Source organism: Streptomyces sp. CNZ301 (genome assembly GCF_004217425.1).
This window is the reverse complement of record NZ_SHLG01000001.1, coordinates 1180250-1194147: the sequence shown is the minus strand read 5'-3', so window position 1 is coordinate 1194147 and position 13898 is coordinate 1180250. Positions and strand designations below refer to the sequence as shown.

9 protein-coding genes are annotated in these 13898 nt (G+C 71.3%); 4 read left to right on the top strand and 5 right to left on the bottom strand.

What is annotated here, in order from left to right; all coding sequences use genetic code 11:
- Positions 1 to 11: 11 nt before the first annotated feature.
- The gene (gene lgt, locus EV375_RS05380; protein WP_130298428.1) at positions 12 to 998 is read left to right on the top strand and encodes a prolipoprotein diacylglyceryl transferase; all 987 of its coding nucleotides are present in this window, start codon (positions 12 to 14) and stop codon (positions 996 to 998) included.
- A 481-nt stretch (positions 999 to 1479) separates the two neighbouring features.
- Here lgt and rbsK read toward each other — a convergent pair whose 3' ends face one another.
- The 5 genes from rbsK to EV375_RS05355 all read right to left on the bottom strand — a co-directional run bounded on the left by rbsK (position 1480) and on the right by EV375_RS05355 (position 5830).
- Positions 1480 to 2415 (bottom strand): ribokinase, encoded by a 936-nt coding sequence (gene rbsK, locus EV375_RS05375; RefSeq protein ID WP_486588297.1) that lies wholly within the window; start codon positions 2413 to 2415, stop codon positions 1480 to 1482.
- Positions 2416 to 2469: 54 nt separating this feature from the next.
- Positions 2470 to 2652: a hypothetical protein gene (locus EV375_RS05370; RefSeq protein ID WP_130298427.1), complete on the bottom strand. Its 183-nt coding sequence runs from the start codon at positions 2650 to 2652 to the stop codon at positions 2470 to 2472.
- Between the two features lie 78 nt (positions 2653 to 2730).
- On the bottom strand, positions 2731 to 4035 hold the full coding sequence (locus EV375_RS05365) for an extracellular solute-binding protein (protein WP_130298426.1): 1305 nt from the start codon (positions 4033 to 4035) through the stop codon (positions 2731 to 2733).
- Complete coding sequence (locus EV375_RS05360; protein ID WP_130298425.1) at positions 4035 to 4874, bottom strand: carbohydrate ABC transporter permease; 840 nt, start codon at positions 4872 to 4874, stop codon at positions 4035 to 4037. The genes EV375_RS05365 and EV375_RS05360 overlap by 1 nt, the downstream gene beginning before the upstream one ends.
- The gene (locus EV375_RS05355) at positions 4871 to 5830 is read right to left on the bottom strand and encodes a carbohydrate ABC transporter permease (RefSeq protein ID WP_130298424.1); all 960 of its coding nucleotides are present in this window, start codon (positions 5828 to 5830) and stop codon (positions 4871 to 4873) included. The genes EV375_RS05360 and EV375_RS05355 overlap by 4 nt, the downstream gene beginning before the upstream one ends.
- Before the next feature lie 301 nt (positions 5831 to 6131).
- Between EV375_RS05355 and EV375_RS05350 the strand changes: the two genes are divergently transcribed.
- The 3 genes from EV375_RS05350 (at position 6132) to EV375_RS05340 (ending at position 13314) form a co-directional block, all read left to right on the top strand.
- The gene (locus EV375_RS05350) at positions 6132 to 6857 is read left to right on the top strand and encodes a VIT1/CCC1 transporter family protein (RefSeq protein WP_130298423.1); all 726 of its coding nucleotides are present in this window, start codon (positions 6132 to 6134) and stop codon (positions 6855 to 6857) included.
- 387 nt (positions 6858 to 7244) lie between these two features.
- On the top strand, positions 7245 to 11861 hold the full coding sequence (gene gltB, locus EV375_RS05345) for a glutamate synthase family protein (protein WP_486588296.1): 4617 nt from the start codon (positions 7245 to 7247) through the stop codon (positions 11859 to 11861).
- A complete protein-coding gene (locus EV375_RS05340) occupies positions 11854 to 13314 on the top strand; it encodes a glutamate synthase subunit beta (RefSeq protein ID WP_130298422.1) in 1461 nt (486 codons plus the stop codon). The genes gltB and EV375_RS05340 overlap by 8 nt, the downstream gene beginning before the upstream one ends.
- The last annotated feature ends 584 nt before the right edge of the window (positions 13315 to 13898 follow it).

The window sequence follows — 13898 nt, the reverse complement described above, 5'->3', positions numbered from 1 at the left end:
TCGGGAAGGCCATGGAGATCCTTGCATTCATCCCCAGCCCCTCGGCCGGCGAGATTCACCTCGGTCCGGTTCCGCTGCGCGGCTACGCCTTCTGCATCATCATCGGCGTCTTCGTCGCCGTGTGGCTCGGCGGCCGCCGCTGGGTGGCGCGCGGCGGGCGCGCCGGCACGGTCGCGGACATCGCCGTGTGGGCCGTGCCGTTCGGTCTGGTCGGCGGACGTCTCTACCACGTCATCACCGACTACCAGCTCTACTTCGGCGAGGGCCGCAACCCGCTCGACGCCTTCAAGATCTGGGACGGCGGTCTCGGCATCTGGGGTGCCGTCGCACTCGGGGCCCTGGGCGCATGGATCGGCTGCCGTCGGCGGGGCATCCCGCTCCCGGCGTATGCGGACGCGGTGGCCCCAGGGGTCGCGCTCGCGCAGGCCATCGGCCGCTGGGGCAACTGGTTCAACCAGGAGCTGTACGGGCGTGCCACGGAGCTGCCCTGGGCGGTCGAGATCGACGCCCAGCACAGGCCTGTCGACACCCCCAGCCTGGCCACGTACCACCCGACGTTCCTCTACGAGTCCCTGTGGTGCGTCGGCGTCGCGGCGCTGGTGATCTGGGCGGACCGGCGCTTCAAGCTCGGGCACGGCCGCGTCCTCGGGCTGTACATCGCGTCGTACACCGTCGGCCGGTTCTGGATCGAGTACCTGCGCGTCGACGACGCCCACCACATCGCCGGACTGCGGCTGAACGACTGGACCTCGCTCGTCGTCTTCGTGGCTGCCGTGGTCGGCATCGTGATCTCTGCGCGCAAGCATCCCGGGCGGGAGGAGATCGTCGAGCCGGAGCCCTCCGGCGACGGCACATCCTCCGGCGGCCGGGCCGCGGAGAAGGCAGGCGTTCCCGCCACGTCCGCTTCCGCGGAGGGGCCGGGGGACGAGGCCGATGGGAGCGGTGGCGGTCGGACGTCCGCCGTGTCCGCCCCGGAGAGTTCCAGCGGAACATCCTGACGCCCCGCTCCCGCGGGCCTGGCGCGTGATGCGCGCCGACGCGGGCTTGCCGGAGAGGACGGCTCGGCGGCGGCACGCCTTGCGAGGGCACCCCGGGAGGGCGCCCCGCGAGGGACTGCGCCGCCGCCTTGCGGCGTCTCCCGCCTTCAGGCGGCCGTCTCCCGTCCGCGAGCCGTCGCCGGACAGCGCGGGGAGCGCCACGCCCCGGGCGGTACGGCCTTCCTGACCTTTGCCGCGGCCCCGGTCTCCTGACCGCCGGGCCGCGGCGCTGATGCGTGGGGCGGCAAGCGCTCGCGCGGTGATCTCCGCCTTGGTCCCGGCGCTCTGTGCAGAACCGGGCGCCGGGCGGGCCCGTCCCCGTCGGGCACGTGCCGAGGCACGAAGGGCGGCGGGGAGCGGGTACCGCCGCGCGCGTGCGGCGACCCACGGCCCGGCGGCCGGTCCGGCCGGCCACCGGCCGGACCGTGGGGCGCCTGTCCGGTCAGGCGCCTGCGGCGAACGCGTCGGTCTCGGTGCGGTGCGGCATGGACGCGGATGCGCCCGGGCGCTGCACGGACAGGGCGGACGCCGCCGAGGCCCATGCCAGGGCGTCCGGCATCGCCCGCCCCTCCCCGACGGCGACGGCCAGCGCCCCCACGAAGGTGTCGCCGGCGGCGGTGGTGTCCTCGGCCTTCACGCGGCGGGCGGGCACGTGTACCGGTTCGGCGTCCCGCACGGCGTACAGCGAACCCTTCTCGCCGAGGGTGACGACGGTCTCGGGCACGAGGGCGAGCAGCTCGGACGCCGCCTCGTACGGGTCGGACTTGCCGGTGAGCACGGCAGCTTCGTGTTCGTTGGGGACCAATACATCGGTGACGGCAAGGAGTTCGGGGGGCAGCGGCTGCGCGGGGGCGGGAGTGAGGATGACGCGCACACCGTGGTCGTGTGCCGTGCGTGCCCCCGCGAGGACGCCGCCCAGAGGGATTTCCAGCTGGAGGAGCAGCGCGTCGGCCGCGGCGATGCGCTGCTCGTCGCCGTCGGCGAGGCCGTCGACGGTGCCGTTCGCGCCGGGCACGACCACGATGGCGTTGCCTCCCTCGTCGTCCACCACGATGTGCGCGGTGCCGGACTCGCCCTCGACGGTGCGCAGACCGTCCGTGCCGACACCGTCCGCGGTGAGGGCCGCCCGCAGGCGCACGCCGAAGTCGTCGTCGCCGACGGCGCCGATCATCGTGACCGAGCCGCCCGAACGTGCCGCCGCGACCGCCTGGTTGGCGCCCTTGCCGCCGGGGACGGTGCGGAAGGCGCGGCCGGTGACGGTCTCACCCCGGCGCGGCGCGGTCGCGACGTAGGCGACGAGGTCCATGTTGGTGCTGCCCAGCACCGCGATCGCGGGTGAGCACGGGGACTTGGCGGGTGGCGTCGTGGGCGAGGTCACGGTACGGGAGTCTCCTGTCGGTCCGGGGACGGGCGGGGGTGCGAGGTCGCGGGGTCAGGCGGCGAGAGCGTCGAAGGCGAAGGCGAAGGCGAAGGCGGTGGCGGTGGCGGTGGCGTCGAAGCCGTGTCCCGCCCGGAACCGGCCGCGGTGCCTGCCGGTTCGGCCGGGCGGAGGCTCCGGGGCAGGGGGCAGGCAAGGGGAGAGGAAGAACGGGGAGGAGGCGGGGGCTGTGCTCATGGTGCGGGTGCCGTTCTGTGCTTGTGACTTGTGCGCCGTGGTGCGGGTGCTGCGGTGGAGCGGGTGCACGGGGCGGCTTCAGCGCTGGTATCTGGCGAGGATGCGGTTGCCGTCGTCCACGAGTTTGCCGCGCAGCTCGCGCAGGCCGATGCTGCCCGCGTAGTACTCCTGGAAGGCGGGTGTGGCGACCTTGTCCTTCCACTCGGGATAGCCGCGTACCCCGAGCACGGGGGACGCCCGCAGGCCGGAGGCGATGCGGAGCCCGGTGCTCCAGCCGTGTTCGCCGGTGTCGAGCGCGGGGTCGCGCAGCGCCTCACGTCCGGTGGGCACGAGCCAGTCTCCCCCGGCGAGGCGCGCCATGTGGTCAGGGCGGGTCATGAACGCGATGAACGCCATGGCCGTCTTCTTCCGCGAGGTGTCCTGCGAGACGGACAGGGTCTGCGGGCTGACTCCCTGGAACCGCCCACCGCCCGGAGCGCCGCGGCCCACGGGCATCGGCAGCGTCACCCATCCGAATCCGTCGGGGGCCTGCTGCTGGATCTGCTGCCGGAAGGAGAAGTTGAGCGGCACGATCGCGTACCGCCCGGCGAAGAAGCCCGGAAGGGTCTCGGAGCCGGCCATGCCGAGGCTGCTTCTGGCCGCCGTGCGGTCCTCGTTGACCTGCCGGTGTATCAGTTCGACGACGCGGGAGTCGGCCTCGTCGAAGCGGATGACGTCCTTGCCGTGCTCACGGTGGAAGACTGCGCCGCCGGTGCTCAACGTGAGGTTCACGGACTGGTTGACGGGCTCCTTCATGGACCACGCGACGCCGTACGTGCGGCTGTGCCCCCGGGAACGGGTCAGTTCCCTCGCGACGTCCTCGAACTCCTCCCAGCTCCAGGGCCGCCGGACCGTGGGCATGCGCACGCCGGACTTCTCCAGCAGCTCCCGGTTGGCGATCAGCACCCGCGGATCGTGCAGGAACGGTACGCCGTATATGCCGCCCGCGATGGTGGCGGTGTCCCAATTGGCCTGCGAGATCTGGCTCTTGAGGTCCTCGGGCAGCAGTGGCCGCAGATCCGCGAGGTAGCCGCCGTGGGCGAAGTCCGTGAGGTCTCCTGCCTCGTCGTGGATGATGTCGGGTGCCTCGCCGCCCTCGAAGGACGTCAGCAGCTGGTCGTGGACGCTCTCCCAGGCGCCCTGCACATAGCGGACCTTCACCGAAGGGTTCCGTTCGTTCCACTCGGCCACCAGCGCCTTGTTGACCTCGATGGACTCCTTCTGCCAGGCGAGGCTCAGGTACTCCAGCGGCCCCGAGTCGCGGGGGGCGCCCGCGCAGCCGCCGGTCAGGACCGGCGCGCCTGCCGCCGCGGCGGCCGTGGTGAGGAAGGCGCGACGGCGCATCAGCCCTTCACCGCCCCGCTCATGATGCCGCTGACGAGGCGCCGCTGGAGCAGCGCGAAGAACAGCAGGCTCGGGAGGGTGGCCATGAGCGCGGCCGCGGCGAGCGGTCCCAGGTCGGCAGCGCCCTCCGCGCCGATGAAGTGGGTGAGGATCACGGACATCGTCTGCTTCTCCGGGGACTTGAGCAGGACCAGGGCGAAGAAGAACTCGTTCCAGGCGGTGACGAAGGAGAACATCACCGTCGCCACCAGTCCCGGTGCGAGCAGCGGAAGGACCACGCTGCGCAGGGTGCGCAAACGCCCGCAGCCGTCGATCGCGGCGGCCTCCTCCAGCGATGCGGGCACGGCACGTGCGTAGCCCTGGAGCATCCACAGCGCGAACGGCAGGTTCCACACCACGTACACAAGGATCAGGCCCGTGAGGGAGTTGATGAGGTGGAGGCTCTTCAGCACGAGGAACAGCGGGATGATCACCAGCACGAACGGGAACATCTGGCTGACCAGGATCCAGCCCGTCGCCGCCTTGCCGACCGCCGAGCGGTATCTGACCATCACGTACGCCGCCGGCACGGCGACCGCCACCGATATCGCCGCCGCACAGGAGGCCACGATCAGGCTGTTGAGCGCCGAACGCGCCAGCGGCTGCTGCCCGAAGGCGGCACTGAAGCTGTCCAGGGAGGGGTCGCGCGGAAGCCAGGACGCGTCCACGGAGCCCAGTTCCTGCGGGGACTTGAAGGCCGTGGAGAGCAGCCAGACGAGCGGGAAGGCGAGGAAGACCAGATAGCAGACCAGCGCCAGGTACTGGCCGGCGCGCGCGGCGCCCGCCCGGGAGGTTCTCACCGGTCGTCCTCCTTCAGGCGGTTGCGCAGGAAGACCGCCAGCAGCACGGCGATGACCGCGACCATCACCAGGCCCATCGCGGCCGCGTAGCCGAACTGCCCGTAGCGGAAGGCCTCTTCGTACGCGAAGAGCATCGGCAGCCGGGTCGAGCCGCCCGGGCCTCCGCCGGTCAGGACATAGACCAGGCCGAAGGAGTTGAAGTTCCAGATGAAGTTGAGGGCGGTGATCGCCAGCGCCACGGGCTTCAGCACCGGCCACGTGACCGTTCCGAAGCGGCGCCAGACACTCGCGCCGTCGATCGCGGCGGCCTCGTGGAGCTCTTGCGGCACGTTCTGCAGCCCGGCCAGCAGTACGACGGTGGTCTGCGGCATCCCCGCCCATACGCCCACCACGATCACCGCCGGAAGGGCGAGGGAGGCACCGGCGAGCCAGTCGGCGTTCTCCGAGATCAGACGCAGGTCACGCAGCGTGGCGTTGAGGATGCCGGCGTCCTGGTTGTAGACGAGCCGCCACATCACGCCGACGACGACCTCCGGCATCGCCCACGGGACGAGCGCGAGCGTACGGGCCAGCCAGCGGAAGCGGAGGTTCTGGTTGAGCAGGACGGCCAGGCCGAGCCCCAGCAGGAACTGCAGCGCCGTCACCGAGACGGCCCATACGAGGCCGATTCTGAAGGAGTCCCAGAAGAGGGAATCCAGCCGCAGGTCCGCGAAGTTGGCCAGGCCCGTGAACTTGGTCACCGCCGTACGGCCGGACTGGGCGTCGGTGAAGGCGAGCGAGAGTCCGTACAGCAGCGGCCCCGCACTCAGCAGCAGGATCGGCAGCAGGGCGGGCAGCAGCAGGAACCACCCGTCCCGGTCCAGCCCGAGGGCTCTCCGGCGCTCCGGCGCGGACCTGGGCGGCGGGGTGCCGGCTCCTTTCCGGCGCGCGGAAGCGCCGCGTGCGGTGACGCTCACCGGGCCGCCTCCCCCGTCCGTGAGGGCGTAGCGCGTCGGAAGGCGGGGCGGCGGCCCGTCCCGGCGAGGCGGCGCACGGCCGGCCCGGCGCCGGAACTGGAAACGGTTGCAGCCACGGACGGGAATCCTGCGGTTACGGAGAGGGGGCGTCAACCCCGCGCTCGCGGTTCGCCCAGAACCCAGGCTTCTCACCAGGTAAGTTCGGCCTTCCTTGCTGGCGGCCCCCGTCACTCCGCGCATACCTTCGAAGGGCTGGAGGTGGCGCCGCCGACGGCTCCACCCGCGTCGGGAGGAAGCGGACATGGCGGTCATGGAGCGGAACACAGCGCGCGGTGAGGACGGCACCCACACCCACAGGGACATCAACGGCGGCTGGCTGCGGCCGGCCGTCTTCGGTGCCATGGACGGACTCGTCTCCAACCTCGGAATCGTGGCGGGCGTCGCCGGCAGCTCCGCCTCGAGCCGGATCATCGCCATCTCCGGCCTCGTGGGCCTCGTGGCCGGCGCCTCCTCGATGGCCGCCGGCGAGTACACCTCCGTCGCCTCGCAGCGTGAGCTGGTCCAGGCGGAACTGGAGGTCGAGCGGCGCGAGCTGAAACGGCACCCCGAGGACGAGCTGAAGGAACTGGCCGCCGTCTACGAGTCGCGCGGGGTCGAGGCCGGGCTCGCCATGGAGGTGGCCCGCCAGCTCCACGAGGATCCGGAGCAGGCCCTGGAGACGCACGCCCGCGAGGAACTGGGGGTCGACCCCGGTGATCTGCCCTCGCCGAGGACGGCCGCGATCTCCTCGTTCCTGTCGTTCTGCGCCGGGGCCGCCGTACCCGTCCTCCCGTATCTGCTGGGGGCGACCTCGCTGTGGTTCGCGGTGGTGCTGGCGCTGGCCGGACTCTTCGCATGCGGGGCGATGGTGGCCCGTGTCACGGCGCGGACGTGGTGGTTCAGCGGACTGCGGCAGCTGGCGCTGGGCGCCGGGGCGGCGGCCGTGACGTACGGGCTGGGTGCCGCCTTCGGGGTGGCCCTGGGATGAGCGCCTGGCCGGTGCGGCGGCGCCCTCGGTACGATCTTCTTGTTACCCAGCGGTTTCAGGCCGTCTGAACGGGGCAAGAGCCCGGAGGCCCGCGGGCAATGAAGCTCGCGAGGGGGCCGCACACCGTGCTGCTGCGCAGGGGCCATCCGTACCTCCGGCGCAGGTCCTGGGGGCCGAACCTCCCGGTATCGCTATGTGGTCGTCCTGTCCACAACCCGAGACGACACATCTTTTTTCCGAGGTCTGGTCCACCATGTAACCTTCATGGAAATTTGTTCTGCAGAGGGCCAGCGTCGTCCCTCGGCACCCCCTCCGGTCACCCCGGGGGACCTGCAGCCCCCCAGGCACCGCCGGGGGAGCCCGGCCACGACGACGACGGGAGAGCCGATGCGTGCATCGTTTCAGGCGGCCCACCCTGCCAAGCAGGGCATGTACGACCCCCGGTATGAGCACGACGCCTGCGGCGTCGGCTTCGTGGCGACCCTGACCGGTGAACCCAGCCACGAACTCGTGCAGCAGGGGCTGACCGTACTGCGCAACCTGGAGCACCGCGGCGCGACCGGCGCGGACCCGGAGACCGGCGACGGTGCGGGCCTGCTGCTCCAGGTTCCCGACGCCTTCCTCCGTGAGACGGTCGACTTCTCCTTGCCGGAGGCCGGCAGCTACGCCGTCGGCATCGCCTTCCTGCCCGCCGGCGAGGCCGAGGCGACCGAGGCCGTCTCACAGATCGAGACGCTGGCGTCCGAGGAGGGGCTCAGCGTCCTCGGCTGGCGAGAGGTGCCGGTGGCACCCGAACTGCTCGGCCCGGGCGCCCGCGCGACGATGCCGTCCTTCCGTCAGCTGTTCGTGAAGGACGCCACCGCGGACAAGGACACCGGCGCTCCCCGCTCGGGCATCGTGCTCGACCGGCTCGCCTTCGTGCTGCGCAAGCGCGCCGAGCGCGAGAGCGGGATCTACTTCCCGTCGCTCTCCTCCCGCACCCTCGTCTACAAGGGGATGCTCACCACCGGGCAGCTGGAGCCCTTCTTCCCGGACCTGTCCGACCGCCGCTTCGCCAGCGCCATCGCGCTCGTCCACTCCCGCTTCTCGACCAACACCTTCCCGAGCTGGCCGCTGGCGCACCCGTACCGCTTCGTCGCGCACAACGGCGAGATCAACACGGTGCAGGGCAACCGCAACTGGATGCGCGCCCGCGAGTCCCAGCTGTCCTCGGAGCTCTTCGGACGCGGCGCCGAGGAAGGCGAGCAGCGCAGGGCGATGGAGCGGATCTTCCCCGTCAACACCCCCGGGGCCTCCGACTCCGCCACCTTCGACGAGGTGCTCGAACTGCTGCACCTGGGCGGACGCTCGCTGCCGCACTCCGTGCTGATGATGGTGCCCGAGGCGTGGGAGAACCACGACTCGATGGGCCCCGCACGCAGGGCCTTCTACCAGTACCACTCCACGATGATGGAGCCCTGGGACGGACCCGCCTGCGTCACGTTCACCGACGGCACCCAGGTGGGCGCCGTCCTCGACCGCAACGGTCTGCGCCCCGGCCGCTACTGGGTCACCGACGACGGGCTCGTCGTCCTCGGCTCCGAGGTCGGCGTCCTCGACATCGACCCCTCCCGCGTCGTGCGCAAGGGGCGCCTCCAGCCCGGCCGCATGTTCCTCGTCGACACCGCCGAGCACCGCATCATCGAGGACGACGAGATCAAGGAGCAGCTCGCCTCCGAGCACCCGTACGAGGAATGGCTGGACGCCGGGCTCATCGACCTGGCCGACCTGCCCGAGCGTGAGCACATCGTGCACACGCACGCCTCCGTCACCCGCCGCCAGCAGACCTTCGGCTACACCGAGGAGGAGCTGCGCGTCCTGCTCGCGCCGATGGCCAAGACCGCGGCGGAGCCCATCGGCTCCATGGGCACCGACTCGCCCATCGCCGCGCTCTCCGACCGGCCGCGGCTGATCTTCGACTACTTCACGCAGCTGTTCGCGCAGGTCACCAACCCGCCGCTGGACGCCATCCGCGAGGAGCTGGTCACCTCGCTGCACTCGTCGCTCGGACCGCAGGGCAACCTGCTGGAGCCGACCGCCGCGTCCTGCCGCAGCGTGACCCTGCCCTTCCCGGTCATCGACAACGACGAGCTGGCCAAGCTCATCCACATCAACGCCGACGGCGACCTGCCCGGCTTCAAGTCCACGACGCTCTCCGGCCTCTACCGCGTGCACACCGGCGGCAGGGGCCTGGCCGAGCGACTCAAGGAGATCTGCGACGAGGCGGACGCCGCCATCGAGGCCGGTGCCCGGCTGATCGTCCTCTCCGACCGGCACTCCGACGCCGAGCAGGCGCCGATCCCGTCGCTGCTGCTGACCTCCGCGGTGCACCACCACCTGATCCGCACCAAGCAGCGCACCCAGGTCGGCCTGCTCATCGAGGCCGGTGACGTGCGCGAGGTGCACCACGTCGCGCTGCTCATCGGCTACGGCGCGGCCGCGGTCAACCCGTACCTGGCGATGGAGTCCGTCGAGGACCTCGTGCGTGCCGGCACCTTCCTGCCCGCCGACACGGACGCCGAGCAGGCCATCCGCAACCTCATCAAGGCCCTCGGCAAGGGCGTGCTGAAGGTGATGTCGAAGATGGGCATCTCCACCGTCGCCTCCTACCGCGGTGCGCAGGTCTTCGAGGCCGTCGGCCTCGACGAGTCCTTCGTCGACACCTACTTCCACGGCACCACGACGAAGATCGGCGGCGCCGACCTGGACGTCATCGCCAAGGAGGTCGCCGCACGGCACGCCAAGGCCTACCCGGCGACCGGCATCGCACCGGCGCACCGGGCCCTGGACATCGGCGGCGAGTACCAGTGGCGCCGCGAGGGCGAGCCGCACCTGTTCGACCCGGACACGGTCTTCCGCCTCCAGCACTCCACGCGGGCACGCCGCTACGACATCTTCAAGCAGTACACGCAGCGCGTCGACGAGCAGTCCGAGCGCCTGATGACCCTGCGCGGACTCTTCCAGCTCAAGGACGAGCGCCCCTCCGTCCCCATCGAGGAGGTCGAGCCCGTCAGCGAGATCGTCAAGCGTTTCTCCACCGGAGCGATGTCCTACGGCTCCATCTCCCAGGAGGCGCACGAGACTCTCGCCATCGCCATGAACCAGCTGGGTGGCAAGTCCAACACCGGTGAGGGCGGCGAGGACGCGGTGCGCCTGTACGACCCGGCGCGGCGCTCGGCGATCAAGCAGGTCGCCTCGGGCCGCTTCGGCGTCACCAGCGAGTACCTCGTCAACTCCGACGACATCCAGATCAAGATGGCCCAGGGCGCCAAGCCCGGCGAGGGCGGTCAGCTGCCCGGCCCCAAGGTCTACCCGTGGATCGCCAAGACCCGGCACTCCACCCCGGGCGTCGGCCTGATCTCGCCGCCGCCGCACCACGACATCTACTCCATCGAGGACCTCGCCCAGCTCATCCACGACCTGAAGAACGCCAACCCGCAGGCCCGCATCCACGTCAAGCTCGTCTCCGAGGTCGGCGTCGGAACGGTGGCGGCCGGCGTCTCCAAGGCACACGCCGACGTGGTGCTCATCTCCGGGCACGACGGCGGCACGGGCGCCTCCCCGCTCACCTCCCTCAAGCACGCGGGCGGCCCCTGGGAGCTGGGTCTGGCCGAGACGCAGCAGACGCTGCTGCTCAACGGGCTGCGCGACCGCATCGTCGTGCAGACCGACGGGCAGCTGAAGACCGGCCGTGACGTGGTCGTCGCCGCGCTCCTCGGCGCCGAGGAGTTCGGCTTCGCCACGGCGCCGCTGGTCGTCTCCGGCTGCGTCATGATGCGGGTGTGCCACCTGGACACCTGCCCGGTCGGCATCGCCACCCAGAACCCGGTGCTGCGGGAGCGCTACAACGGCAAGGCCGAATTCGTCGTGAACTACTTCCAGTTCATCGCCGAGGAGGTCCGCGAGCTCCTCGCCGAGCTGGGGTTCCGCAGCCTCGACGAAGCCATCGGGCACGCCGAGCTCCTCGACGTCTCCCGCGCCGTGGACCACTGGAAGGCGCAGGGCCTGGACCTGGAGCCGCTGCTGCACGTCCCCGACCTGCCCGACGGCGCCGTGCGCCACCAGGTCGTCGAACAGGACCACGGCCTCGCCAAGGCCCTCGACGTGGAGCTGATCAAGCTGTCCGCGGACGCGCTGTCCGCCGACTCCGCGCAGGAGGCGCAGCCCGTGCGCGGCCGCATCGCGATCCGCAACATCAACCGGACCGTCGGCACGATGCTCGGCCACGAGGTGACGAAGAAGTTCGGCGGCGCCGGACTGCCCGACGACACCATCGACCTCACCTTCACCGGTTCCGCCGGACAGTCCTTCGGCGCGTTCCTGCCGCGCGGCGTCACGCTGCGCCTGGAGGGCGACGCCAACGACTACGTCGGCAAGGGGCTCTCGGGAGGCCGCATCGTGGTCCGCCCGGAGCGCGACGCCGACCACCTCGCCGAGTTCTCCACGATCGCCGGCAACACCCTCGCCTACGGGGCGACGGGCGGCGAGATGTTCCTGCGCGGACGCGTGGGCGAGCGCTTCTGCGTCCGCAACTCCGGTGCGCTCGTCGTCTCCGAAGGCGTGGGCGACCACGGCTGCGAGTACATGACGGGCGGCGCGGCCGTCGTACTGGGGGAGACGGGACGCAACTTCGGCGCCGGCATGTCGGGCGGCGTCGCCTACGTCATCGACCTCGACCCGGACAACGTCAACGCGGGCCTGCGGGACGCCGTGTTCGGCCACGAGGACTTCGACGACGCCGACAAGCAGTGGCTGCACGACGCCGTGCGCCGCCACCACGAGGAGACCGGCTCGACCGTCGCCGAGGCCCTGCTGGCCGACTGGGACGCGGCCGTCACGCGCTTCGGCAAGGTCATCCCCGCCACGTACCAGGCAGTGCTCGCCGCCAAGGACGCCGCCGAGCGAGCCGGACTCAGCGAGTCCGAGACCCACGAGAAGATGATGGAGGCGGCGAGCAATGGCTGACCCCAAGGGCTTCCTGCACACCGACCGTGAGGTCGCGCAGTCCCGTCCCGTCGAGGAACGGGTCAAGGACTGGAACGAGGTGTACGTTCCGGGCTCGCTGCTGCCCATCGTCAGCAAGCAGGCCGGACGCTGCATGGACTGCGGCATCCCCTTCTGCCACCAGGGCTGTCCGCTGGGCAACCTGATCCCGGAGTGGAACGACTACGCCTACCGCGAGGACTGGAGCGCCGCGATCGAGCGGCTCCACGCGACGAACAACTTCCCCGAGTTCACGGGGCGGTTGTGTCCCGCGCCGTGCGAGTCGGCGTGCGTGCTGGGCATCAACCAGCCGCCCGTGACCATCAAGAACGTCGAGGTCACCATCATCGACAAGGCGTGGGACAACGGGCACGTCACGCCGCAGCCGCCCGAGCGGCTCTCCGGCAAGACCGTCGCCGTCATCGGCTCCGGCCCCGCCGGGCTGGCGGCGGCGCAGCAGCTGACGCGTGCCGGCCACACCGTCGTCGTCTACGAGCGCGCCGACCGGCTCGGCGGGCTGCTGCGCTACGGCATCCCCGAGTTCAAGATGGAGAAGCGGCACATCAACCGCCGCGTGGAGCAGATGCGCGCGGAGGGCACCAAGTTCCGCACGGAGGTGGAGGTCGGCCGCGACATCGACGCGAAGAAGCTGCGCAAGCGGCACGACGCGGTCGTCATCGCGGCGGGGGCCACCACTGCCCGCGACCTGCCGGTGCCCGGACGTGAACTGGGCGGCATCCACCAGGCGATGGAGTACCTGCCGCTGTCCAACAAGGTGCAGGAGGGCGACCTGACGGTCTCCCCGATCAGCGCCGAGGGCAAGCACGTCGTCGTCATCGGCGGCGGCGACACCGGCGCCGACTGCGTCGGTACGGCCCACCGGCAGGGCGCGGCCTCCGTCACCCAGCTCGAGATCATGCCCAAGCCGGGCGAGGAGCGCGGCCCCAACCAGCCGTGGCCGACCTTCCCGATGCTCTACAAGGTCAGCTCCGCGCACGAGGAGGGCGGCGAGCGGGTCTACTCCGTCAGCACCACCCACTTCGAGGGCGACGAGGACGGCAACGTCCAGTGGCTGCACCTGGTCGAGGTGGAGATGAAGGACGGCAAGATGGAGCAGAAGGCCGGAACCGAGCGGAAGATCCCGGCCCAGCTGGTCACTCTCGCCATGGGATTCACCGGAGTCGACCGCGAGAACGGCCTGGTCGAGCAGTTCGGCGTCGAGCTGGACGAGCGCGGCAACGTCGCACGCGACGGCAACTACGCCACCAGCGTCGACGGTGTCTTCGTCGCGGGCGACGCGGGCCGCGGGCAGTCCCTCATCGTCTGGGCGATCGCCGAGGGCCGCTCGGCGGCCAAGGGAGTCGACCGCTACCTCATGGGCGCCAGCGCCCTTCCGTCGCCCATCGGACCCAACGACCGCGCCATGGCGGTCTGACCCCTCCGGCCCCGCCGGTCACCTCACGGCCACGGCACCCGCCCCTCCCGACCGGGGCGGGTGCCGTGGTGTGCGGGCGGCGGTGACGGGCGTCCGGGCGGGGGTGGCCGATGCGTGCAGGACCGCGCCCTCGCGGCACGTCAAGCCCGGCTGAAGGCGGCAAGTGCTTCCTCCCAGTGACGGCCGAGTTCCGAACCGCCCCTGAGTGTGGTCAGCGCCGGTTTCGCGTACCGATCCCCGTCGATGTGGACTCCTTCGGCTGCCAGCGTGATACGGGTGCCGCTCGCGCAAAGCAGCACTTCGGATCGCCGCGGAAGCTCCGCCGCCACAACTGCCGCGCACCAGACGGCCGTAGCCTCCGGCCACACGTCGAACGTCAGAAGAACCGGTTGCGGCGAAGCGGTCGAGGCGGTCGGAACGAGCGGGCCGTGGCGACCCGTCAAGTCCTCGACCGCAGCGGTCAGGGAAGGCGCGAAGCGCCAGCCCCAGGGCCCCGCAAGGCGAAGGCCACCGCCGTGCCAGTCAACGGCTCTGGTTCGTCGGGCCGCCGGGTCCGCCGAGGCGTGCAGCAGCGCCGACAGGGC